This window comes from Bradyrhizobium sp. AUGA SZCCT0222 (assembly GCF_018130205.1).
GTDB lineage: Bacteria > Pseudomonadota > Alphaproteobacteria > Rhizobiales > Xanthobacteraceae > Bradyrhizobium.
The window spans coordinates 38,327-63,206 of the sequence record NZ_JAFCLX010000010.1 but is presented as its reverse complement, the minus strand read 5'-3'; the positions used below and the strand labels follow the sequence as shown (position 1 = coordinate 63,206).

Here is a 24,880-nt window from a genome sequence, read left to right as displayed (position 1 = left end):
CGTCAGCCTCACTGAGGCACGATGCCCGCTTCCTTGGTGAGTGTTGCCCATCGCTCGATATCGGTGGCGACGTGTTCGGCGAATTGTTTCGGCGAGAGCCACTGCGCTTCGAAGCCGATTTCGGCGAGGCGCTGGCGGACCGCGGGCTCGTCCAGAATTTCTCGGAGCGCACCCGACAGCTGTTCAACCACCTCCGGCGGGGTCCCCTTGGGGGCGAACACGCCGGTCCACGCGGAGAGATTGCCTAGATCAACTCCCTGCTCCTGTATGGTCGGCAGGTCGGAGAGCAGCTTGGTCCGGTCCTTCGTGATGGTCACAAGTGCGCGAAGCTGACCCGACCGCGCCAGGGGCAGGGTAGAAGTCACATCGTTGAACATCAGGGAAACGCGACCGGCAATGACGTCCGTTATGGCTTCCGGGCTGCTCTTGTACGGCACGGCCTGGATATCGATACCGGCGCGCCGTTTGAACATTTCACCGGCAAGCTGGCCCAGCGCATTTGAATAGGCAAACGACATCGAGCCGGGCTTCTGCTTTGCAAGCGCGATCAGTTCGCCGACGTTTTTGGCCTCGATCCCCGGATGGACGACAAAGATATAGGGAAACAGGCCAACACGGGAGATCGGCGCAAAATCGTCCTTGGGGGAATACTGGATGGACTTGAACAGGCTGGGGTTGGCGGCATGGGTGGATGATCCGCCGAACATCAGGGTGTAGCCGTCCGGCGCGGAACGCGCGGTCGCCACCGCACCGATCGCGCCGCTCGCGCCGGGGCGGTTCTCCACCACGATGGTCGTTTTGAGCATTTCGGCGAGCCGTTGGGTGACAATCCGGGCCACGCCATCCGTGCCGCTGCCCGCGCCGAACGGCACGATCACAGTGATCCGACGTGAGGGGTATGTTTCCGCCGTTGCGACGCCACACACGGCAAGAAGCGTTGCGAACGCCAGTACGGTACGGCGCATGGATCTGCTCCAAATGTCCACTGTCGATTCCCTCGGGTGATGAAAGCCGGTTTGGCCGTGAAAAAATGCAACGGCGCGCAGTGTTTTGGCTGAAGACGTCGGTTGCGCCAGATGTCCGGCGCGGCGCTCGAAGCGCTCTTTTCGACCGACGATGCGGTTACCCGCAGGTCGCCGTTCATACCGGTTCACTGCCCTAGTGTCTACAGTTGTCAGTTTAATACCACGATGTGGAAACTGTTGACATGGCGTGGCGCGCCAATTGGCACCCTTGCGGAAAAGCGAGACGGAGGCCGGGGCCGAGCGGCCATCGGAAGAAAGTAATACTAATATGATAATATGCTATACAAGGCTTGAGCGCTGTGGCATGGGGAGATCGCGCCAGCTTGATCTCGCCCGAAGAGGCGGGGCGGTCCGCAACGACTAGGGAGCGAAACCAGCCATGACTCTCAAAGACCTGTCATGAGGTCCGACCGGGTTGTGATTGCGCCGGGCCGCGGTCATTTCAGCCAGGTGGAAGTGACCCGGACGATCGGGATCGACATCATTGTCGGCCGCTATCCGGAAGGCGCCAGTCTGCCGCGCGATGCGGAACTGACCGCCATGTTCGACGTCTCGCGCACCGTATTGCGTGAAAGCGTCAAGACGTTGTCCGCCAAGGGATTGCTCAACGCCAAGGCGGGCGTCGGCACGCGGGTCAGGGAACGTTCGGCCTGGAACATGTTCGATCCCGACGTGCTCGGCTGGCACCTCGAAGCCGGGATCGACAAGCGGTTTCTTCGTGATCTCGCCGACATTCGCCTCGCCGTGGAGCCGCATGCCGCTGCCCTTGCCGCCGAGCGACGGGCGGATGATGCGATCGCTCACCTGCGCGACAGCATCGCCAGGATGCGCAGCTTTGCTTCGGACAGCATTGAATTCGCCGATGCCGATCTCCGGCTGCACCTCGACATCGCGACCAGTTCGGCAAACCCGTTCATGCGATCGATCGGCGCCGTGATCGAGGCGGCATTGCGCGCGTCGTTTCGGCTGAGCGCGCCGACCGAGGAGCGGGAGCGCGAACTCACCATCGCGGCCCACGAACGAATTGTCGACGCAATCGCCGAGCGGAATGCCGAGGCGGCTTCCGCGGCGATGAGGGAAGTCATCTTCAACGGCCTGCGCCGCCACGGCGCGGCTGGTTAAGGCGAAAGCGGAGAATGGTCATGGCAGGTTCCACCGTCGCGCGGCCTTATAAAGGCGTGTTTCCGGTCGTCCCCACTGTGTTCGACGGCGAAGGCCGGCTCGAGCTCGATGGCCAGAAACGTGCCGTCGATTGCATGATCGACGCCGGCTCGCAGGGACTGTGCATCCTTGCCAACTTCTCCGAGCAGTTCGTGCTGACCGATGCCGAGCGCGACACGGTCCTCGACGCCGTATTGAACCATGTTGCGGGACGCGTTCCCGTCATCGTCACGACCACGCATTTTGCTTCGCACATCTGTGCTGAACGTTCACGGCGAGCCCAGCAGGCGGGCGCCGCCATGGTGATGGTGATGCCGCCCTATCATGGCGCGACCGTCCGGGTCGGGGAAAACGCCATCTACGAGTTTTTCCGCACTGTTTCGGATGCGATCTCGATTCCGATCATGATCCAGGATGCGCCGGTCGCCGGCACGGCGCTGTCGGCGGCCTTTCTCGCCCGCATGGCGCGGGAGCTTGAGAACATCGCCTATTTCAAGATCGAGACGCCCCAGGCCGCCGCCAAGCTGCGCGAGTTGATTGGGCTCGGCGGTACGGCGATCGAAGGTCCGTGGGACGGCGAGGAGGCAATCACGCTGATGGCCGACCTCGATGCCGGCGCGACTGGCGCCATGACCGGCGGTGGTTATCCCGACGGCATTCGCCAGATCACCGATCCGTATTTCGCCGGCCGACGCGCCGAAGCGGTTGCGGCCTATGAACGCTGGCTGCCACTGATCAACTATGAAAACCGCCAGTGCGGCCTGATCGCCTGCAAGTCGCTGATGAAGGAAGGCGGCGTCATCAGGCACGAGACCGTTCGTCTTCCGCTGCAGCCGCTGCATCCGGCCGTTCGGGCTGGGCTGATCGAAATCGCGCGCCCGCTGAATCCGCTCGTGCTGCGCTGGGGCAAGTGAGCCGCTGACATCGTTCCTCGAACGTCGGGAAGAGTTGACGTGACCACCATTCGTATTGCCATCGTCGGCCTCGGCAAGATCGCCAGGGATCAGCATATCCCGGCGATATCAGGCACGGACGGCATCGAACTTGCGGCGATCGCCAGCCGCAACGCTTCGATCGACGGGATCGTGCATTTTGCGACGCTTGGCGAACTGCTCGACGCCAAACTCGATATTGATGCCGTTGCGCTCTGCACGCCGCCCCAGGTGCGCCATGCGCAGGCGGCGGCTGCGCTGAAGGCGGGCAAGCACGTGCTGCTCGAGAAGCCGCCGGGCGCCACCGTCGGCGAACTCGATCCGCTGGTCGCGGCGGCCAAGCAAACCGGGCGAACGTTGTTTGCAACCTGGCATTCGCGTTTTGCGCCGGCTGTCGAACCCGCGAGGATTTTCCTCGCCAGCCGCCAGATCAAATCGGTGGTCGTCGAATGGAAGGAGGATGTCAGGGTCTGGCATCCCGGCCAGGCCTGGATCTGGGAGCCGGGCGGACTTGGCGTGTTCGATCCAGGCATCAACGCGCTCTCGATCCTGACCCGCATCCTGCCGCGGCCGTTCTTTCTGACGGAGGCCGAATTGTCCTTCCCGCGCAATCGCGCGGCGCCGATTGCTGCTGATCTCGTCTTTTCGGACGAGACGGGCATTCCGATCCGGGCGGAATTCGACTGGCGCCAGACCGGCCCCCAGACCTGGGACATCCGGGTCGAGACCGACGCTGGGCGGTTGACGCTCTCTTCCGGCGGCAGCCATCTCTCGCATGATGGCCATATCCTGGTTGACGAAAAGCAGGCGGAGTATCGCGGCATCTATCGGCGCTTCGTCGAACTGATCGCAAGCGGTGTGTCCGATGTCGATCTGTCGCCGCTGATCCATGTCGCTGATGCCTTCATGCTCGGCCGGCGCCGCGACGCCGAACCATTCATTGAGGTGTGACGTGACGCAGTCAGGCCAATCACAGACGGCGAAGGTTGCTCGCGAGATATTCGGGCATCTTCCGGACGGCACCGCGATCGAAATGGTGCGGCTGCGCGGTGACAATGGTTTTGAGGTGCGTCTCATCACCTATGGTGCGGCGCTGCAATCCATCTTCGCGCCTGACCGTGCAGGACGTCTTGCCGATGTGGTCCTCGGCCGCGATGATCTTGCAGGCTATCTGGCGGTTCGGCGCTTCCTCGGCGCCACCGTCGGGCGCTATGCCAACCGGATCGCGGGCGGCACGTTCGAACTCGATGGCGAACGCTTTCAGCTGCCCACCAATGACGGAGCCAACGCGCTGCATGGCGGGTTATCAGGCTTCGATCGCAAACCATGGACCATCACGGCAATGGGTGAAGACCCGGCGCCGTTCGTCACGCTGTCCTATGTCAGTCCGGATGGCGAGGAGGGCTATCCCGGCACGCTGAAAACCGAGATCACCTATCGCATTTCCGGCGGCAGCGAGCTTTCGCTTGAATTCTCAGGTGCGACCGACAAGCCAACCATCGTCAATCTGACCAACCACAGCTTCTTCAATCTGGCGGGCGTCGAGTCCAATGGCGGCGTGCTCGATCATCATCTGACGATCGCGGCGGACGCATATCTGCCGATCAGTGCCGCCGGCATTCCGTTGGGTGCGCCCGGCAAGGTCGATGCAACGCCGTTTGATTTTCGCAAATCCTGTCCTGTCGGCGCCCGCCTGCGCGATGCGGCCGAGCAGGTTCAGATCCGGCAAGGCTACGACCACAATTTCTGTCTGCCCGGCGGCGCGACCACGGAGCCGCGCTTTGCCGCCCGCGTGGAAGACCCGAGGTCGGGCCGGGTTCTCGAACTCTGGACCAACCAGCCGGGCGTCCAGTTCTATTCCGGCAATTTTCTCGATGGGTCCGTGACCGGCAAGTATGGCCGCGTTCACCGGCAGTATGACGCGCTCTGCCTCGAACCGCAGGTCTATCCCGACACGCCAAACCGTCCGGATTTTCCATCGGCGCGGCTCGATCCCGGGCAGACCTATCGTCATACGTCGCTGTATCGATTTTCCGTCAATCAGGTCGCAGAGGACTAAAGGGAACTCGCGTGGAAGAAGTCGGCACCAGCATCCTGAGCGATTGGCATTGCCATCTCGGCGAGGGCTGCACCTATGATGCGGCGACCGACACCGCATGGTGGTTCGATATCATCGAGCGCAAATTGTTTCAGGCCGACCTAGCATCCGGCGCGGTCAATTCGCACGCGCTTCCGCTGATGGCCAGCGTGCTGGCGTTCATCGATGACCAGCGCCAATTGCTTGCGACCGAAAATGGCCTCTATGTCCGCGACATCGCGGATGGCCGCCTCACGCTTCATATACCGCTCGAAGCGGACAATGCGGCAACGCGCTCCAACGATGGACGCGTTCATCCCTGCGGCGCGCTCTGGATCGGGACCATGGGCCGCAACGCAGAAAAGGGAGCCGGCGCGATCTATCGCTTCTACGGCGGCGAGCTGCTTCGGCTCTATGCCGGCATTACCATCCCGAACGCAATCTGCTTTTCGCCCGATGGCGCCACGGCCTATTTCACCGATACCAGCAAGGGCGTCCTTTACCGCGTCGCCGTCGACCCGGCGAACGCGCTGCCGACCGGAAATCCCGAGACACTCTATAATGCCAGCGGCGGGGTAGGCGGCCTGGATGGCGCCGTGGTCGATGCCGAGGGGTTGATCTGGAATGCGCGCTGGGGCGGATCCTGCATCGATGTCTACACCCCGGCAGGCGATCGGGTCCGCACCATCAGGATTCCGGCGAAGCAGCCGAGCTGCCCGGTCTTTGTCGGCCGAAATTTCGCCTCGCTGCTGGTCACCACGGCCTGGGAGGGTATGGACGAGCATGCCCGGGCTGTCGACCCGCACCATGGCCAAACCTTCGTTCTCGACGTCGGCGCACGGGGGCGACCGGAACCTCGCATCAGGCTCGGTTCGACATGATGGGTCGCTTAACAATACGGCGCATGAGCGCTGCATGTACTTGCGGAACCACAAGGTGTGACCGATCATCCGTTCACGTCTCCGCCGGCCTGACGTTCCCCAATGATGCGCCGATACGTTACCGGCGCCAAAAGCAAACCGCTGATAACGCGGCGATTAACGCTCAACACCTGGGAGTGAAACATGAAACTGCTCAAATCTGCTCTATCGGCCATCTTGCTCGGCGCGGTCGCCCTTGCGGAACCCGCGCTCGCCCAAACCAAGCCCACTGTCGGCATCGCCATGCCCACCAAGGCTTCGGCGCGCTGGATCGATGACGGCAACAATATCGTCAAGGTGCTGAAGGAGCGCGGTTACAATACCGACCTGCAATACGCCGAAGACGATATTCCGAACCAGCTCTCCCAGATCGAGAACATGGTGACCAAGGGCGCCAAGGTACTGGTGATCGCTTCGATCGACGGCACCACCCTGTCCGACGTGCTCAAGCAGGCCAAGGACAAGGGCATCACCGTGATCGCCTATGACCGCTTGATCCGCGACACGCCCAACGTCGATTATTATGCGACGTTCGACAATTTCCAGGTCGGCGTGCAGCAGGCGCAGTCGATCGAGGGAGGGCTGAAGCTGAAGGAAGGCAAGGGCCCGTTCAACATCGAGCTGTTCGGCGGCTCACCCGACGACAACAACGCCTATTTCTTCTACAACGGCGCGATGTCGGTGCTGCAGCCCTATATCGACAGCGGCAAGCTCGTGGTCGTGAGCAAGCAGATGGGAATGGACAAGGTCTCGACGCTGCGCTGGGACGGCGCCACGGCGCAGGCCCGGATGGATAATCTGCTCAGCGCGTTCTACACCACCAAGCGGGTCGACGCGGTGCTTTCGCCCTATGACGGCCTTTCGATCGGCATCCTGTCGTCGCTCAAGGGCGTCGGCTACGGTAGCGGCAATATGCCGATGCCGATCGTGAGCGGTCAGGACGCCGAAGTGCCTTCCATCAAATCGATGCTGCGCGGCGAGCAATACTCCACGATCTTCAAGGATACCCGCGACCTTGCCAAGGTCACCGCCGACATGGTGGACGCGGCGTTGAGCGGCAAGACCGTCACGGTGAACGACACCACCACCTACAAGAATGGTGTCAAGGTCGTGCCGTCCTTCCTGCTCAAGCCTGTAGTCGTCGACAAGTCCAATTGGGAGAAAGTCCTGATCGACGGCGGTTATTACAAGAAGGCGCAAATCAACTGAGGCGAGCTGTAATGAAGCGGATGGCCGGGGCAAAGGCGCGAAGCGCGTCTTCGTGTCGTATGCCCCGGCCATCCATGCCTTCCCGCATCTTCCAGGGAACTTGAATGGCCACATTGCTTGAAATGCGCGGTATCAGCAAAGCCTTTGCCGGCGTGAAAGCGCTCGACGACGTCAATTTCACGGTGAGGCAGGGCGAGATACACGCGCTGGTGGGCGAGAACGGCGCCGGCAAGTCGACCTTGATGAAGGTGCTGAGCGGCGTCTATGCCCATGGCAGCTATGACGGCAGCATCGTCTATGACGGCGAGGAGCGCCACTTCCGCGACATCAACGATTCCGAGGCGCTCGGCATCATCATCATTCATCAGGAGCTTGCGTTGATCCCGCTGCTCTCGATCGCGGAGAATATCTTCATTGCCAGCCCGCCGTCGCGGTTCGGCGTGATCGATCGCGACGCGGTTTACCGCCGGTCGCAGCAGCTGCTGGCGAAAGTGGGGCTCAATGAGGCGCCGGACACGCTGGTCACCGATATCGGCGTCGGCAAGCAGCAACTGGTTGAGATCGCCAAGGCGCTGTCCAAGGAAGTGCGCCTTCTTATTCTGGACGAGCCCACCGCGAGCCTCAACGAAAGCGACAGCGCGGCGCTGTTGGACCTTCTGCTCGAGTTCCGCTCCCATGGCATGTCCGCGGTCCTGATCTCGCACAAGCTCAACGAGGTGGCCCGCGTCGCGGACCGCATTACGGTGCTGCGCGATGGCCGTACTGTCGATACGCTGGATTGTGAGGCTGGCGCGGTCGAGGAAGATCGCATCATCCGCAAGATGGTGGATCGAGATCTAGAGCATCGTTTCCCGAAGCGGGAGCCTGCGATAGGCGAGGTGGTGTTCAAGGTCGAGAACTGGTCGGTCTATCATCCCCAGCATACCGATCGGCAGGCCATCAAGAATGTGGACTTCCAGGTTCGCCGCGGCGAGATCGTCGGCATCGCCGGTTTGATGGGCGCAGGCCGCACCGAATTCGCCATGAGCCTGTTCGGCCGCTCCTGGGGCCGCAACATCACGGGCCGCGCTCTGCTGCATGGTCGCGAGACCGATCTGTCGACCGTGAGCCGCGCCATCGACGCCGGTCTGGCCTATGTCACCGAGGACCGCAAGCAGCTCGGCCTGCTGCTCGCCGAAGACGTGCGCAAGAACATTACGCTGGCCAACCTCGACAGTGTCGCAGCCGGCCGCGTCATCGACGACATCAAGGAATTGCAGGTGGCGAGCGATTATCGCAACCGGATGCGCATCCGCTGTTCCGATGTCTATCAGACGTCCGGCAACCTGTCCGGCGGCAACCAGCAAAAGGTGGTGCTGTCGAAATGGCTGTTCACCGATCCGGAAATCCTGATCCTGGACGAGCCGACCCGAGGTATCGACATCGGCGCCAAATACGAGATCTATTGCATCATCAACGAGCTGGCCGATGCCGGCAAGGCGGTCATCGTGATCTCGTCGGAAATGCCGGAATTGCTCGGGATCTGTGACCGCATCTGCGTCATGAACGGAGGGGCCTTTGTCGGTGAGTTCGATCGCGCCGAGGCGACGCAGGAAAAAATCATGCGGGTCATCGTGCGCAAGGGCGAACAGCTGGTCGACAGAGACCTGGAACGAAAACTGGAAGAGAAGCTGTTGGGAGAGACGCATCCATGAGCGATAACACCGTGATGCTTCCCGAGGCGCGCAAGCATGCGGGCTTTCTCAAGGCCAATTTGCGCGAATACGGCATGTTGTTGTCGCTGTTCGCGATCATGCTGTTCTTCGAGGTCGTTACCGACGGCACGCTGCTGCGCCCGCTCAACCTCACCAATCTGGTGCTGCAGAACAGCTATATCGTGATCATGGCGCTCGGCATGCTGCTGGTCATCGTCACCGGGCACATCGATCTGTCGGTCGGATCGGTCGCGGGCTTCATCGGCGCGATCGCCGCGGTACTGATGGTACGTTACGGCATGCATTTCATTCCAGCCGCGATCATCTGCCTCGCGCTCGGTGGACTGATCGGCGCGGCACAGGGGTACTGGGTAGCCTATTTCAAGATTCCGTCCTTCATCGTCACCCTGGCCGGCATGCTGGTGTTCAAGGGGCTGGCGCTGGCGGTGTTGCAAGGTCAATCGGTTGGGCCGTTTTCACCGACCTTCCAGAAACTCTCCTCCGGCTTCATTCCTGAACTGTTTCCCGGCGCCGGCTCGCTCAACCCCACCTCACTCCTGATCGGCGCTGTGCTGGCGCTTGGCTTGGTATATGTCAGCGTCACCACCCGCGCCCGGCGCGCAAGCCACGGTGTCGAGGTCGAGCCGACCGGCTTCTTCGTGTTCAAGAACATCGTTCTGTTCGGCGTGATCGTCTATTTCACCTATCTGATCGCCTCGCATCGTGGACTGCCCAACGTGCTCGTGATCATGATCGCCCTGATCGCGCTCTACGGCTTCATCACCGCGCGCACCACGATCGGGCGGCAGATCTATGCGGTAGGGGGCAATGAGAAGGCCGCGAAACTATCAGGCATCAAGACCGAGCGGCTGACCTTCCTCACCTTCGTCAACATGGGTGTGCTGGCCGCGCTCGCCGGCCTGGTGTTCGCCGCAAGGCTCAACACCGCGACACCAAAGGCCGGGGTCGGCTTCGAGCTCGACGTGATCGCCGCCTGCTTCATCGGCGGGGCCTCGGCCTATGGCGGTGTCGGGCGAGTCGCCGGCGCCGTGATCGGCGCGCTGATCATGGGGGTGATGAACAATGGCATGTCAATCCTCGGCATCGGGATCGACTACCAGCAGGTGATCAAGGGCCTCGTGTTGCTGGGCGCGGTATGTCTTGACGTTTATAACCAGCGACGCTGAGGCGCGAAGCAATCCAATTCCTCAATCAGCAGGCGATCCGGCATGCGCGCGCGGCCGTAGTTGCGGCGCGGATACGTCTGCGATCGCTTCATTCTCGCAGGCGACGTGCCGGGACCAACGTCACAACCGGTGCTCCGAGGCCTCGGCAAATGCACGGCAGGTAGTCGTTGCGACATGAGCAGCGCGCCCCACACGGCACGGACATTGCTTGATTAAGCACCTGCTTGCGGAGGGGCGTTTCTCGGCTTCCGAAGCCTCGCAGACTCTCCTCACGAACCCAAAAAAGGCATCCATGTTCAAATTGAAGGCTTTCATCGCTGCCACGTTTTCGCTCGCGCTCGGCGCGGCTCCGGCGATTACGCCGTCCTATGCTGGCGGCAATCTTGTCGCGGTGCTGGAAGCGGAAATCGCCACGCTCGATCCGCATTTTACGCCGGCCTATATCTCGCGGACCTTCGGGTTCATGGTGTTCGACACCCTGTTCGCAAAGGACACCAAGGGTGAGATCAAGCCGCAGATGGTGCAGGACTGGAAGGTATCGCCGGATGGCCTAGTTTACACCTTCACGCTGCGTGCCGGCCTGAAATGGCAGGACGGCCAGCCAGTCACGGCAGCGGATTGCGTCGCATCGCTGCGCCGCTGGGGACAGCGCAACGCGCTTGGCCGGCGAATCTTCGCCATCGCCGCATCGCTCGAGCCAAGTGACGCCAGGACTTTTGTGCTGACGCTGAAAGAGCCCTCCGGCCTCGTGATCGACGCGCTCGGCAATCCCGTCAGCCCTGTTGCCTTCATGATGCCGGAGCGGGTGGCCAAGACGCCGGCCGATCAACGCATCACCGAAATCGTCGGTTCCGGGCCGTTCGTCTACAGCAAGGCCGATCATCGCAGCGGCGACCGCATGATCTTGAAGAAGTTCGCCGATTATGTGCCGCGTTCTGAACCTGCCGACTTCCTGGCCGGTGGCAAGCGCGTCAACATCGACACGCTGGAAATTCGCGTTATTCCGGACGGATCCACCGCGGCGTCGGCGCTGCAGACCGGCGAAGTCGATTACATGCAATACGCGCCGTTCGATCTGCTGCCGGTTCTTGAAAAGAACGCCCGCGTGAAGGTCGTCAACTTCACCGGCGGCAACATGTTTGCCGGCGCCTATCGCCTGAACGCCACGCAGAAGCCGTTCGACGATCCGGCGATCCGGCGCGTACTGTGGAAGCTGGTCGATCAGCGCGAGGTGATGGACGGGTTGGGGCTCGATGCCAAATACGCCACACCTTGCGCAACATTCTTCACCTGCGGCACCACCTATGACAGCAAGGCCGGAACCGAAGCTGCCGCAAATCCTTCCGTCGAGGCGGCGCGTGCGGCGCTCAAGGCGACGAAATATGCCGGCGAGCCTGTCATCGTGATGCAGGCCAGCGACCTCGAGGCGCCGCGCATTTCGGCGCAGGTCCTTGCAGAGAAGTTGAAGCAGGCCGGCTTCAATGTCGATCTGCAGGTGATGGATTGGGCCTCGGTGCTTGCCCGTCGCACCAAGAAGGAAGGCTGGAGCGTTTATGGCGTTCACGCCGGCGGTTTCGATCTGGCGTCACCATTGACCAACGTCATGGTGGCGTTCAACTGCGTCGACTTCACGGGCTGGCAATGCGACCCGCGCATCACGCCGTTGCTGGATGCGTTTGCCAAGGCACCCGCCGAGGAGGATCGCAAGAAGATCGCTGCCGAAATCCAGACCGTGATGTACGATCAGGCGCCGGGCATCCCGTGGGGACAGTTCGCTCAGCCGGCCGCCTATCGCTCCAATCTGCGCGGTCTGATAACGTCGGCCATTCCGATCTTCTGGAACATCGAGAAGTAACGCCATGTATGACGTCATTGTAGTCGGCGGCGGTTCTGCCGGCGCCGCGGTTGCCGCCCGGCTCTCCGAGGATCCTGCCAGGCGCGTGCTGCTGCTGGAAGCGGGCCTCGACTGGCGCGCCGATGAGGCGCCCTGGGAAGTCCGGACGCCGAATCCGATTCCAATCATTCATCAGCGCGAATATCAGGAGAAATGGCAGTGGCCTAACCTGCTGACGCGCCGGGTGGCGGGGCAGGAAGCGCGCTTTTATTGGCGCGGCAAGGGCCTCGGCGGCAGTTCGATGATGAACGGCCAGATCGCCATCCGCGGTGTGGCTGACGCGTTCGACGAATGGGCGGCTCGCGGTTGCACCGGCTGGTCGGCAAGAGACGTCATGCCGCTGTTTTCGGTCATCGAGGATGATTTCGAGTTCGGCGACCGCGCAGGTCATGGCCGCGGCGGACCGTTGCCCGTCTATCGCGCGCCGCCGGAGAAGTGGGGGCCGATCGATCGTGGGCTGCGCGACGCCGCGCTGGCATCGGGATATCCGTGGTGTGCCGATCTCAACGGGCCGGATGGCGAGGGCGTTGCCTGTTATCCGATCAACAGCCGCGACAGCCGCCGCATCACCACCAATGAAGCCTATCTGGAGCCGGCACGCAGCCGCGCCAATCTGGAGATCCGGGGTCACGCGCTGGTCGACCGCCTCTTGATCAAGGACGGTCAGGCCACCGGTGTGCTGGTTCACATCGAAGGGCAGGGCAGTTCGGTAATCAACGCACGCGAGATCGTGCTGTGCGCCGGCGCGATCCACAGTCCGGCGATCTTGCTACGTTCGGGCATCGGCCCGGCCGACGAACTGAAGGCGATGGGCATCGCGGTCGAGCGCGACCTGCCGGTCGGCAGGCACTTCTTCGACCATCCGCTGTTTCGCGCTACCATCAAGCTGCGCGACGGATTCCAGCCGACAGATCCGGACACGCGTCACACCAATTGCTGCGTGACGTATTCGTCCGGGCTCGCGGATGGCGGCAAGCGCGACATGATCCTGATCGCTTTCAACCATCGCGGCATCGGCAATCCCGGCGCCATCGGTGCGGGGCTGTTCAACGCCTATTCGCGCGGCAATCTGAAGCTGGCTTCGACCGACCCGTCGATCGATCCGATCGTGGAGGAAAACATGCTTGCCGATGACCGCGACTTGCTGCGCATGGTCGATGCGGTGAAGCGATTGGCCGTGCTCACCACTCGGCCGGCGCTGGCTGACATCGCCGAGTGGATTCGCCTGATCGATACCGATCTGACGCTGCCGCAAGCCGCGGCGCTGCCGAACGGGGAACTCGAAGCGCTGCTCCGCCGCGACACAGGCGACATCCAGCATGCCGCCGGTTCGTGCCGCATGGCTGGCTTCAACGACGCCAACGGCGTGGTCAATCCGGATGGCACCGTGAAGGGCATCGCCGCGCTGCGTGTGGCGGACGCCTCCATCATGCCGTCCGATTGCCGCGCCAACACCCATTTCACCACGGTGGTGATTGGCGAGCTGATTGCACGCATGATGATGAAGACGGGCGTGTCGAACAACGCCACCGCCATGGCGCTATAGGAATGGCACTTTAGGAATTGGCATTGTAAGAACCGAGAGCCGCTCCGTGTCCCAAATGGAGGCAGGCCCGGTTCGATAGATTGCTACGAAGGAAATGCCATGCCCGCCAGCACCGAAGCGCAGATCACCGAGTGGATTGCGTCGCAGAAACAATCAATGGTCGATCTGTTGCGCGACGTCGTGAATATCGATTCCGGTTCCTACGATAAGGCGGGCGTCGATGCGGTGGGCGCGCGGTTCGAGCAGCATTTTGCGGCGCACGGCATCGAGGTGTGGCGCGAGCCGCATGACGTTTTCGGCGATGCCGTCCACGCGTTGGTCACGAAGCCGGGCAGCAACGAGAAGCCGATTTTGCTGATGGGGCATCGCGATACGGTGTTTCCCAAGGGCGAGGTGGTGCGCCGGCCGTTCACCATCGAGGGCGACCGGGCGTATGGGCCGGGGGTCGCTGACATGAAGGCCGGGCTGGTGATCAACGCCTTCGTCGCCGCGGCATTCCACAAATTCGGCGGCGCACCGTGCCCGATCAAGCTGCTGCTCACCGCCGACGAGGAGATCGCTTCCCCGTCGTCGCGGCCGGTGATCGAGCGTGAAGGCCGTGCGGCGCGTGCGGTGTATAATTCCGAGCCCGGCCGACCGACCGGCAACGTCGTCACCAGCCGCAAGGGCGGCGTGTTCATGCGCTTCGAGATATCAGGCAAGGCGGCGCATTCCGGCGGCAATTTCGCGGAAGGCATCAGCGCGATTGGCGAGCTCGCGCACAAGATCGTGCAGATCCACGCTTTGACCGACCTTGCAAAGGGCATCACGCTCAATGTCGGATTGGTTGCCGGCGGCCAGTCGGTCAACACTACTGCGCCGTACGCCGAGGGCCAGATCGACATGCGCTACATCGATCCCGCCGATCGCGCCACCACGCTGGCGGCGATCGAGGCCATTATCGCCACGTCGACGGTGCCGGGCACGACGGCGAAGCTGCACATCAACGGCGAATTCTTGCCGGTGGTGCAGAGTGAGACGTCGAAAATCCTGTTTGATGTCTACCGCGCGGCGGCGAAGGATGCAGGCCTGCCCAACCTGGACGGCGAATTCGCCGGCGGTTGCGCCGATTCCGGCTTCACCGCGAGTGTCGGCACCCCGACGATTTGCGGTGTCGGCCCGGTTGGCGGCAATGCCCATACCGCGCGGGAATATCTCGAGCTCGACAGCATCGTCCCGCGCGCCCAGGCGCTCGCGCTGGCGATCCTCAGGACCGGCGTCGATTAATCTGCCGCTTCCTCAACCGCGACCGCAATGACACCGTGAGCGTTCATGAAGGTTCAGCTCAGTTTCTGACGACGGTAGCGATCCTGAATTCCGACATCCTGGTTGGACCGAAACGTCGCAAACGACGATGTGAGGTGTCGAAACGACGTCAGGCAGCCTCCGTCATCTGCTCATCGGCCGTCCACCGTTCTCCAAAGTAAAGGTCAAATTATAGATCGGCTTGCTGCCACATTGAGCAGGCCGCGATTTACATTAGTCGTCCTTATACGTGGAATTTTAACTTCCGATTTTACAAACGGATTTCTCCCTCGCTACGGTTCATCATCAACACGGTCGCGCAAACGAACGAGCCGGTTGGGGTGCAGGCTGGTCCACCAAACGCGAACGGAGAGAACCATGTTTGATGACGACAAGGATCATGCGAAGGCCGGTTCGTCCAGGCTACCGGTAAAGAAGAAAGGTCTTTCGAGGCGGGCGCTTCTCAAAGCTGGCGCGGCTGCGGCCGGTGCGGCTGTCGGATCCGACGCGTTTCGCGGCTTTCCGACGATCTGGGCGCAGGAGATCAAGGACATCGAGCTCCGGCACGTCGGCGTCTCCTACTCGGTGGTCAAGGCGATCGGCGATCAGGCGGCAAAGGACCTGGGCTTCAAGGTCACGATGCAGAACCTCGATACGTCGGCCTCGATCAACCGCTTCATCAGCCAGCCGGACTCGGTGGATATCGCGGACCTCGAGGGATGGCAGGCCAAGCTCGCCGCCAAGCGCGGCGTGATCCAGGGCATCGAAGTCAAGAAGATCAAGGAGTTCGACAACATCCTGCCGATCTTCACCAAGGGCGAGATCGACGGCCACAAGATTCCGCGGCAGGGCATTTCCCCCTACGAGGCGATGTATATCGCCAAGCCGAATTCGACCGAATTGAACGACGGCGTGACGGAATGGGCGACCTTCCTGCCGCAGGTCTATAATGCGGACTCGATCGGCTATCGTCCCGATCTCGTCGGCCGCGAAATCACCGAGTGGAAGGACCTGATCGACCCGAAGTTCAAGGGCAAGGCCGCCATCCTCGACGTTCCCGCCATCGGCATCATGGACGCAGCGTTGTGCTTCGAAAGCGCAGGGCTGATCAAATACGGCAACAAGGGCAACATGACCAAGGAGGAGATTGACTTTACCTGCAACAAGCTGATCGAACTGAAGAAGGCCGGCCAGTTCCGCGCGACCTGGACCACCTTCGACCAGTCGGTGCAGTTGATGGCGGCAGGTGAGGTGGTGATCCAGTCGATGTGGTCGCCTGCGGTGGCCGCCGTTCGCGTCAAGGAGATTCCCTGCGTCTATGCGCCGGTCAACGTCAAGAACGGCAAGGAAGGTTATCGCGGCTGGTGCAACGGCATGGGCCTGATGAAGCACCTGTCGGGCAAGAAGCTCGGCGCCGCCTACGACTATCTCAACTGGTATCTCTCGGGCTGGCAGGGTGGGTTTGTCGGACGCTACGGCTATTACAGCCCGGTGCCATCGACGGCCAGGAAGTTCCTGACCGCGGCCGAATGGGACTTCTGGTACGACGGCAAGCCCGCGCCCTCCGTCATCAACGATCCCTACGGCGTGCCGATGGAGAAGGCCGGCACCAAACGGGACGGCGGTTCATTCCTCGACCGGGTCAAGAACATCTCCTGCTGGAATACGCTGATGGATGAGGCGGCCTACATGAACAAGCGATGGAACGATTTCAAGGTCGCTTGATGTGAATGGGCCTGCCGGCGCAGCCCGAGCGCCGGCAAGCCTTAAATTGCCGTCCCGAAAGATCCAGAATGAAATCCAGTCAGGCCAGGTGATGCGGCAACCAAATCTGAGCGCATGGCTCTACGTGACACCGCTGATGCTGGTGCTGGTGCCGTTTTTCCTGCTGCCCACGTTGGTCGTGCTGGTTGCGAGCTTCTTCGAGACCGACGGTTTTGGCGGGCTGCTGCCGACGTTCACGCTGGCGAACTACGCCGATGTGCTGACCTCGGCGCAGACCTTCCATCTCTATGTCGCGACGCTGAAATTCGCGGTGCTGACCTGGTTGTTTACGCTGATCATCGGCTTTCTGGTCGCTTATTTCCTGGTCTTTCACGTCAAGAACCAGCTGCTCGCGATCGGCCTGTTTCTGATCTGCACGATTCCGTTCTGGACCTCGAACATCATCCGGATGATTTCCTGGATTCCGCTGCTTGGAAAGGAAGGACTCGTCAATTCGGCGTTGCTTGGCGTCGGCCTGATCCGCGAACCGCTGGAAGTGCTGCTCTATTCCGGTCTCGCGGTCGTCATCGCCTATGTCCACCAGCTGACGATCTTCATGGTGGTGCCGATCTTCAATTCGCTGGCGCGCATCGACAAGCGGGTGGTGGAGGCGGCGCTCGACGCCGGCGCCAGCCGCCTCGACGTGATGCGCTACATCATCATCCCGATGTCGAAGAGCGGCATCGCGCTGGGATCGACCTTCGTGATTTCGATCGTGATGGGCGACTTCTTCGTGGTCAAAGTGATGTCCGGCGGCGGGTCGGCATCCGTCGTCAGCGCGTTCTACGAGAACGTCGGCGTGCTGCAATATCCGATCGCCGCGGCCAGCGCGGTGCTGCTGACCGTGGTTCTGATTGCCGTCATCGCCCTGATCCTGCGCGTCGTCGATATTCGCCGGGAGATCACGCAATGACGGTCGCTCTCGGCGAGGCCGATACGGCTATGGTCAGAACCCGGCGTGTCCCCGCCGTCGCGCGCGGCGATCGCCGCCCCTGGACGTTCTACGCGCTCGCGGCCGTTTTCACGCTTTATGTGGCCGCACTCTACGGGCCGATGATCTGCATCTACATCCTGTCGTTCCAGGATATCCGCGGCGGGCTGGTGTTTCCGATGAAAGGGCATTCGCTGCACTGGTTCGTCGATCTGTTCACGCAGGTGCGCACCGGCGACGTCAAGGGATCGTTCGACCGTTCGATCAAACTGGCGGCGCTGGTGACGGTGATTACACTGGTGGTGTCGCTGATGGCGGGACTGGCGTTCCGCCGCCGCTTCTTCGGTGACACCTTCGTGTTCTATTTGATGATCGGCAGTCTGGTGGCGCCCGGGCTGGTGCTCGGGCTCGGCATCGGTCTGTTGTTTCAGTGGCTCGGCATCAGCGCGAGCTGGTACACCTCCGCGCTCGGCGCACAGCTGTCGTGGACGCTGCCGTTCGGCGTGCTGGTGATGTTCGCCGTGATGTCCCGCTTCAACAGCGTATGGGAAGAGGCGGCCCGCGATCTCGGCGCCACCCGCTGGCAGACCATCCGCCTGGTGGTGATCCCGGTGCTGGCGCCCGGCCTGGTCGCGGTCGCGTTGTTCGGCTTCACGCTGTCCTATGACGAGTTCGCCCGCACGCTGCAGACCGCGGGCTCGCTCAACACCCTGCCGCTCGAAATCTGGAGCATGACGCTCAACGTGACGTCGCCATCGCTCTATGCACTCGGCACCGTTACCACAATCGTGTCCTTTGCGATCATCGGCGGCTGCATCGCCGCTATTGTTTTCATCAACAAGCGCCGCGGCGTGCGCGCGGCAACGCACTGAGGAATTGGGAATGCGCGCAGGCGCCGGCGATATCGAATTGGCAGGTCTCTGCAAGAGTTACGATGGCGCGACCAACGTGGTCGATGGCGTCAACCTCAAAATTCCCGACGGCGCCTATTGCTGCTTTCTCGGGCCCTCCGGCTGCGGCAAGACCACGATCCTGCGGATGATTGCGGGTCACGAGGATCCGACCGCGGGCGAGATCGTGATCGGCGGCGAGAATGTCGCCGGAATGGCGCCGGTCGAGCGACGCACTGCGATGATGTTCCAGTCCTACGCGTTGTTTCCGCATCTGAACGTGCGCGATAACATCGCCTTCGCGCTGCGGGTGCGCGGCCAATCCAGGGCCGAGCGCTACAAGGCCGCCGATCTGATGATGGAAAAGGTCCGGCTGATCGAACTGGCGGACCGCCTGCCGGCCAATCTGTCTGGTGGACAACAGCAGCGCGTCGCACTGGCGCGCGCGGCGATCACCGAACCGCGGGTGCTGTTGCTTGACGAGCCGTTGTCGGCGCTGGACGAGCAGCTTCGGGTTCAGATGCGCCAGGAGCTGCGCCGGATGCAGCGCGAACTCGGCATCACCTTCATTCACGTTACCCATACCCAGCTCGAGGCGATCGCACTCGCTGACATCGTCGTGGTGATGGAGAAGGGCAAGATCAAGCAATCGGGGCCGGCGCGCGACGTCTACGCCTATCCGCGGGACCGCTACGTCGCGGAATTCCTGGGCGGCCAGAATGTGCTGTCCGGCAAGGTCGAGAAGATCGGCGATGACCACGTCGTGCTGTCGCAACCGAACCGCAGCGGGATCCAGGTCGGGCTGTGCGCCGATGCGCGGCTTTCCGTCGGCGACCGGATCGATCTGGCGGTGCGGCGTGACGATATCGAACTGATGCGGGTCGACGCCGGCGGTCTCGGCGATGGTGCGACGGCGCTGCCGAGCCGCGTCGTCGCCATCGAGTACCAGGGATCGTTCGTCAAGGTCATGCTCGACACGTTGCCTGACGAGGATTTTGTCGCCTACATCCCGGAGCGGACGTTCTTCCGCGATCCCTTCGATGTCGGCGATATGCTGCTTGCGACCTGGTCGGCGGGCCGCGCCCGCGTTCTTGCCTGATGTCAGCCCCAGCCCCGGAGATGCCAGATGAAAATCAGTTTTACGCTTAACGGCCGGCCCCGGACGGTCGATGTCGAGCCTGCGACGCTGGTCGCCGAATTGTTGCGCGAGAACCTCAACCTGACAGGGACCCATGTCGGATGCGACACCAGCCAGTGCGGCGCCTGCGTCGTGCTGTTCAACGGCGAGGCGGTGAAGAGCTGCACTCTGCTTGCACCGATGCTCGACGGCGGCACGCTGACGACGATCGAGGGATTGTCGGGACCGGGCGGTTCGAACGCCCTGCATCCGATGCAGCAGGCGTTTCATGAAAATCACGGCCTGCAGTGCGGCTTCTGCACGCCGGGCATGGTGATGACGGCGGTGGCGCTGACCGCGAAGAACCAGGCGCCGACGGAGGCTGAAGTCCGCCACGGCCTCGAAGGCAATATCTGCCGCTGCACTGGTTATCAGAACATCGTGGCATCGGTGCTGGCCGGTGCCGCCGCCATGAACGCACCTGCGATCGGAGAATAGCCATGTCCAACATTATCGGAATTGGCGCCGCGCCCCGTCGCAAGGAAGATTTCCGGTTTCTGACCGGCCGCGGCAACTACGTCGCCGACGTCAAGCGCGCTGACATGACGTTCGGCGTGTTCATTCGCTCCCAGCACGGCCATGCTGTCATCCGTGGCATCGACAAGACGGCGGCGCTGGCAATGCCGGGCGTCGAGGCCGTGCTCACCGGCGACGACGTCGCCGCCGACGGGCTCGGTTCGCTGCCGTGCGGCTGGGGCATTCACGGCTCGGACGGCCTGCCGATGAAGGAGCCGGCGTTTCCGATGCTGGCGCAGGACAAGGTGCGCTTCGTCGGCGACATGGTCGCCTTCGTGATCGCCGATACGCTGGAACTCGCGCGCGCGGCCGCGGAGGCGGTGGTGATCGACTATGACGTGCTGCCGGCGGTAGTCGGCGTGCTCGAAGCCGTTCGCCCTGGCGCGCCGCAACTGTTCGACGACGTGCCGAACAATCTGTGCTGCGATTGGGAACTCGGCGACAAGGCCGCGGTTGCGACCGCGTTCAGGAAGGCCGCGCATGTCGCGCGCCTCAGCCTCGTCAACAATCGGCTGATCGGCAACCCGATGGAGCCGCGCGCGGCGATTGCCGAGTATAATGGCGGAACGGGCCACTACACGCTGTGGACGACCAGCCAGTTTCCGCACGTGGTGCGGTTCCTGATGAGCGCGCTGGTGCTCAAGATCCCCGAGCAGAAAATGCGCGTGGTGGCGCCCGATGTCGGCGGCGGCTTTGGCGTCAAGCAATTCCATTACGGCGAGGAGGCCGTGATCACCTGGGCGGCCAGACGCGTCGGCCGTCCCGTCAAATGGGTGGCGGACCGTTCGGAAGGGTTTGTCTCGGACCGGCACGGAAGGGATCACGTCACCGAGGCTGAACTCGCGCTCGACGAGAACGGCAAATTCCTGGCGCTGAAGGTGGTCACGCTGGCCAATATGGGCGGTTATCTCTCGACTTTCGGCCCCAACATCCCGACCAACCTCTATGGACCGCTGCTCGGCGGCGTCTACACCACCCCGGCGATCTATTGCAACGTGAAGGTGGTCTTCACCACCACGGTGCCGGTCGATGCCTATCGCGGCGCCGGGCGGCCGGAAGCGACCTTCGTGGTCGAGCGTTTGGTGGATGTCGCGGCCAAGGAAATGGGCATCGATCGCGTCGAACTGCGCCGCCGCAACATCATTCCCAAGGAAGCCTATCCGTACCAGACGCCGGTTCTGGTCGAGTATGATTCCGGCGATCCGATGGGTTGCCTTGAGGGGGCGCTTGTGGCGGCGGATGTCGCCGGCTTCGCGGAACGCAAGACGGCGTCGGAACGCGACGGCAAGTTCCGCGGGCTGGGTTATTCGACCTATGTCGAAGCCTGCGGTCTCGCGCCGTCGCGCTTTGCCGGCCGGCTCGGCGCCCGCGGCGGTCTCTACGAAAGCGCCACCGTGCGGGTGCATCCGACCGGGCAGGTGACCGTGCTGATCGGGACCCACAATCACGGGCAGGGGCACGAGACCACCTTCGCGCAGATCGTGTCGGAAAAGCTCGGGGTCGCCTTCGACAATGTCGACATCGTGTTCGGCGATACCGACCGTGTGCAATTCGGCATGGGCACCTATGGCTCGCGTTCGCTGGTGGTCGGCGGCGCCGCGCTTTCGAAGGCCAGCGACAAGGTGGTCGTCAAAGGCAAGAAGATCGCCGCGCACCTGCTCGAGGCCAGTGAGCAGGATATCCAGTTTGAGGCGGGCGTCTTCTCGGTTGCCGGTACCGACCGCAGCAAGACGTTTCAGGAAATCGCGGGTGCTGCCTATGTGCCGCACGATTATCCGCTCGAAATCCTCGAACCCGGGTTGGAGGAGCAGGCCTATTACGATCCCGTCAATTTCACCTATCCCGGCGGTTGTCACATCGCCGAGGTCGAAATCGATCCCGAGACCGGAATCGTGACGCTGGAGAAATATACCGCGGTCGACGACGTCGGCACCGTTATCAACCCGATGATCGTCGAAGGCCAGTTGCATGGCGGCATCGTGCAGGGCGTTGGCCAGGCGCTCTATGAGAACGCCGTCTATGACGACGTCTCGGGGCAGCTGCTGTCCGGATCGTTCATGGACTACACCATGCCGCGCGCCGATCATCTGCCGAACATGACGATCAAGACCCATTCCACGCTGTGTACGCACACCCCGATGGGCGTGAAGGGTTGCGGCGAGGTCGGCACCATCGGGTCGCCCGCGGCCGTCATCAACTCCGTCGTCGATGCCTTGTCGCATCTTGGCGTGATGCATGTCGATATGCCGGCGACGCCGAACCGGATCTGGCGTGTCATTCAGAATGCCGCGATGCCGCAGGCCGCAGAGTAGGAGAAGTCGAAATGAGATCATTTGCATTTCACAGGCCGAGCACGCTCTACGAGACGTCGGCACTGCTTGGCGGTGTCGCCGACAGCATGCCGCTGGCCGGCGGGATGACGCTGCTGCCGACCATCAAGCAGCGGCTGGCGGCGCCGGCAGCATTGATCGACCTGTCGAAGATCCCGCAAATGTCGGAGATTTCGTTCAAGGACGATGTCCTCACGATCGGCGCGATGACCAGGCATGTCGATGTCGCGGAATCAGAACTGGTGCGCGGCAAGATCCCGCTGTTGGCCAGTCTCGCCGCCGGTATCGGGGATCCCGCGGTTCGCAACCGCGGCACGATCGGCGGCTCGGTCGCCAACAACGATCCCTCGGCCGACTATCCAGCCGCGGTGCTCGCGCTGGATGCGATTGTGGTGACCGATCGCCGGGAGATCGCCGCCGACGCGTTCTTTCGCGGGCTGTTTGAAACCGCGCTCGAACCGGGCGAGATCATTATTGCGCTGCGCTTCCCGGTGCCGTCGGCCGGCGGCTATGCCAAGTTCAAATCGCCGGCGTCGCGCTATGCGGTCGTCGGCGTCTGCGCGGCGAAGAAGGCCGGAAAGGTCCGGGTCGCCGTGACCGGGGCGGGGCCGGGCGTGTTTAGGGTCGGCGCAATGGAAGCCGCGCTCGAAGGCTCGTTCACGCCAGCTGCCATCGCCGCCATCAAGGTGAGCCCGGAAAACCTCAGCTCCGATATCCACGCGGATGCGGAATACCGCGCCCATCTCGTGACTGTGATGGCAAAGAAGGCCATAGCGGCCGCTCTCCAGACGTTGTGAGGTTGCCGTGAAAGCAGGAAAGGCCCGCGCCGACGGCGCCACTGAAGCCAATGCGTTGGCCAGGCTGTCAGCCGTTGAATTACTGGAGGGCTATCGCACCAGGCGGTTTACGCCGCGCGACGTCATCGAGGATGTGATTGCCGCACTGGAACTGACCAATGCATCCTGCAACGTGGTCGTGACCGAGACCTATGATCAGGCGCGCAAGGCGGCTGACGTGGCGACAGCTGCCTGGTCTGCCAGACAGCCGGCAGGCAAACTGACCGGCGTGCCGGTCAGCATCAAGGACCTCGTCTATGTCGCCGGTGTGCGCGCGCTCGGGGGCGCGCCCGCCAACAGGGATCTGGTGCCGACCGTCGACGGCGCGGTTGTTGCGGCGTTGAAGGCGGCAGGTGCAATCGTGACCTGCAAAACCACGACATGCGAATCCGGTTACAAGCTGACGGCCGACAGCCCGGTGTCCGGTATTACGCGCAACCCCTGGAACACGAAACGGACCAGCGGCGGATCGAGTGGCGGGGCCGCGGCCTCGGTCGCTGCCGGATGCGGTCCGCTCGCGATCGGCACCGACGGAGTCGGATCGATACGCGTGCCATCCTCCTTCTGCGGCGTGGTCGGTATCAAGCCGACCTTCGGGCTGGTTCCGAGGTCGCCGGGCTTCGCGCCGCCGTCGTGGGCTTCACTCGCGCATACCGGACCGATTGCGCGTACGGTCGCCGACGGGGCCCTGCTTCTCGAAGTGATTGCGGCCCACGATCTGCGTGATGCCGCCAGCCTGCCGGTGCCGACGCGCAGCTTTGACGCCACAGCGGTAAAGCTCGACGGGATCAGGATCGGAAGCAGTGTCGACTTCGGCTATGCGGCGGTGGCGCCCGACATTCGCAAGGCCTTTCAGTCGGCGGTTGAGACGCTCGGTTCGCTTGGCGCCAGCATCGTTCCGGATTGCGTTCATTTCGAACCTGATATGCTCGAACGAATCTTGAAGCCGATCGCTTACACCGAGCAGGCCGCAGCCGTCGCGGCCCGCGACGCCAGCGCGCTCGCAGGCTCGGATGGCGACTACCGTGACGTCGTGGCAAAGGGCACTACCTATAGCGGCGTCCAATATGTCGAGGCCAGCTATCGCCGCAACAGCCTGCGCGGTTCGTTTTTGGAAATGTTTGGCAAGGTCGATGCGATCGTCACGCCGACGGTGGCCGTGACGGCATTTCCGGCCGGTACACTTGGGGTCGATGAAGTCGACGGCGTTACCGTCGACCGCCACCTAGGTTGGTCGCCGTTCTCTTGGCCGATAAATCTGACCGGGCTGCCTGCCGCCACGATTCCTTGCGGTTTCGACCGCGACGGGCTTCCGATTGGACTTCAGATTATCGCGCCGTGGCTCGAGGAGAGGCTCATCATCCGCATCGCCGCTGCCTTCGAGCGGGCGAGGCCCTGGAGCGAGTTTCGGCCCCAGATGAGCTGATCGGCTGGCGCTGCTGTCGTTTTCGGATAGCGGAAGCTCCTTGCCCAGCAGGAGCTCGTCTTCGAGATTGAGATAGTGTGC

General features: G+C 62.6%; 20 protein-coding genes. 19 read left to right on the top strand and 1 reads right to left on the bottom strand.

The genetic code is table 11. From position 1 onward, the window contains the following. Positions 1 to 8: 8 nt before the first annotated feature. Positions 9 to 1,154, bottom strand: coding sequence for a Bug family tripartite tricarboxylate transporter substrate binding protein (locus JQ629_RS11200; RefSeq protein WP_212412709.1), 1,146 nt, complete (start codon positions 1,152 to 1,154; stop codon positions 9 to 11). 270 nt (positions 1,155 to 1,424) lie between these two features. Here JQ629_RS11200 and JQ629_RS11195 point away from each other — a divergent pair, with 270 nt between their 5' ends. From JQ629_RS11195 to JQ629_RS11105, 19 genes are all read left to right on the top strand, one after another. Continuing rightward, positions 1,425 to 2,147: a FadR/GntR family transcriptional regulator gene (locus JQ629_RS11195; RefSeq protein WP_212412708.1), complete on the top strand. Its 723-nt coding sequence runs from the start codon at positions 1,425 to 1,427 to the stop codon at positions 2,145 to 2,147. Between the two features lie 20 nt (positions 2,148 to 2,167). After that, positions 2,168 to 3,100, top strand: a complete 933-nt coding sequence (locus JQ629_RS11190; protein WP_212412707.1) for a dihydrodipicolinate synthase family protein — start codon at positions 2,168 to 2,170, stop codon at positions 3,098 to 3,100. A gap of 39 nt (positions 3,101 to 3,139) precedes the next feature. Continuing rightward, on the top strand, positions 3,140 to 4,069 hold the full coding sequence (locus JQ629_RS11185; RefSeq protein WP_212412706.1) for a Gfo/Idh/MocA family protein: 930 nt from the start codon (positions 3,140 to 3,142) through the stop codon (positions 4,067 to 4,069). Position 4,070: 1 nt separating this feature from the next. Then, the gene (locus tag JQ629_RS11180) at positions 4,071 to 5,177 is read left to right on the top strand and encodes an aldose epimerase family protein (protein ID WP_349631249.1); all 1,107 of its coding nucleotides are present in this window, start codon (positions 4,071 to 4,073) and stop codon (positions 5,175 to 5,177) included. Positions 5,178 to 5,188: 11 nt separating this feature from the next. Further along, entirely contained in the window at positions 5,189 to 6,076 is an 888-nt protein-coding gene (locus JQ629_RS11175) for an SMP-30/gluconolactonase/LRE family protein (protein ID WP_212412705.1), read from the top strand. Positions 6,077 to 6,259: 183 nt separating this feature from the next. Beyond that, a complete protein-coding gene (gene chvE / locus JQ629_RS11170; protein ID WP_212412704.1) occupies positions 6,260 to 7,324 on the top strand; it encodes a multiple monosaccharide ABC transporter substrate-binding protein in 1,065 nt (354 codons plus the stop codon). 104 nt (positions 7,325 to 7,428) lie between these two features. After that, complete coding sequence (gene mmsA / locus JQ629_RS11165) at positions 7,429 to 9,018, top strand: multiple monosaccharide ABC transporter ATP-binding protein (RefSeq protein WP_212412703.1); 1,590 nt, start codon at positions 7,429 to 7,431, stop codon at positions 9,016 to 9,018. Then, entirely contained in the window at positions 9,015 to 10,205 is a 1,191-nt protein-coding gene (gene mmsB, locus JQ629_RS11160; protein WP_212032451.1) for a multiple monosaccharide ABC transporter permease, read from the top strand. Before mmsA ends, mmsB begins: the two co-directional genes overlap by 4 nt. A 292-nt stretch (positions 10,206 to 10,497) precedes the next feature. Next, positions 10,498 to 12,060, top strand: coding sequence for an ABC transporter substrate-binding protein (locus JQ629_RS11155; protein WP_212412702.1), 1,563 nt, complete (start codon positions 10,498 to 10,500; stop codon positions 12,058 to 12,060). Positions 12,061 to 12,064: 4 nt separating this feature from the next. Next, on the top strand, positions 12,065 to 13,645 hold the full coding sequence (locus JQ629_RS11150) for a GMC family oxidoreductase (protein ID WP_212412701.1): 1,581 nt from the start codon (positions 12,065 to 12,067) through the stop codon (positions 13,643 to 13,645). Between the two features lie 99 nt (positions 13,646 to 13,744). Next, on the top strand, positions 13,745 to 14,911 hold the full coding sequence (locus JQ629_RS11145; RefSeq protein ID WP_249134972.1) for a M20 family metallopeptidase: 1,167 nt from the start codon (positions 13,745 to 13,747) through the stop codon (positions 14,909 to 14,911). Between the two features lie 396 nt (positions 14,912 to 15,307). Beyond that, the gene (locus JQ629_RS11140) at positions 15,308 to 16,654 is read left to right on the top strand and encodes an ABC transporter substrate-binding protein (RefSeq protein WP_212412700.1); all 1,347 of its coding nucleotides are present in this window, start codon (positions 15,308 to 15,310) and stop codon (positions 16,652 to 16,654) included. A gap of 91 nt (positions 16,655 to 16,745) precedes the next feature. Further along, positions 16,746 to 17,606 carry an ABC transporter permease gene (locus JQ629_RS11135; RefSeq protein WP_212263734.1) on the top strand — a complete coding sequence of 287 codons (861 nt, stop codon included), beginning with the start codon at positions 16,746 to 16,748 and terminating at the stop codon, positions 17,604 to 17,606. A gap of 29 nt (positions 17,607 to 17,635) precedes the next feature. Further along, the gene (locus JQ629_RS11130) at positions 17,636 to 18,496 is read left to right on the top strand and encodes an ABC transporter permease (RefSeq protein WP_249134985.1); all 861 of its coding nucleotides are present in this window, start codon (positions 17,636 to 17,638) and stop codon (positions 18,494 to 18,496) included. Between the two features lie 10 nt (positions 18,497 to 18,506). Next, positions 18,507 to 19,613 carry an ABC transporter ATP-binding protein gene (locus JQ629_RS11125; protein WP_212412698.1) on the top strand — a complete coding sequence of 369 codons (1,107 nt, stop codon included), beginning with the start codon at positions 18,507 to 18,509 and terminating at the stop codon, positions 19,611 to 19,613. 27 nt (positions 19,614 to 19,640) lie between these two features. Then, entirely contained in the window at positions 19,641 to 20,129 is a 489-nt protein-coding gene (locus JQ629_RS11120) for a (2Fe-2S)-binding protein (protein ID WP_212412697.1), read from the top strand. Between the two features lie 2 nt (positions 20,130 to 20,131). Then, entirely contained in the window at positions 20,132 to 22,519 is a 2,388-nt protein-coding gene (locus JQ629_RS11115) for a xanthine dehydrogenase family protein molybdopterin-binding subunit (RefSeq protein WP_212412696.1), read from the top strand. An 11-nt stretch (positions 22,520 to 22,530) separates the two neighbouring features. After that, complete coding sequence (locus JQ629_RS11110) at positions 22,531 to 23,334, top strand: FAD binding domain-containing protein (RefSeq protein WP_212412695.1); 804 nt, start codon at positions 22,531 to 22,533, stop codon at positions 23,332 to 23,334. 7 nt (positions 23,335 to 23,341) lie between these two features. Next, positions 23,342 to 24,799 carry an amidase gene (locus tag JQ629_RS11105; protein ID WP_349631248.1) on the top strand — a complete coding sequence of 486 codons (1,458 nt, stop codon included), beginning with the start codon at positions 23,342 to 23,344 and terminating at the stop codon, positions 24,797 to 24,799. Positions 24,800 to 24,880: the final 81 nt, after the last annotated feature.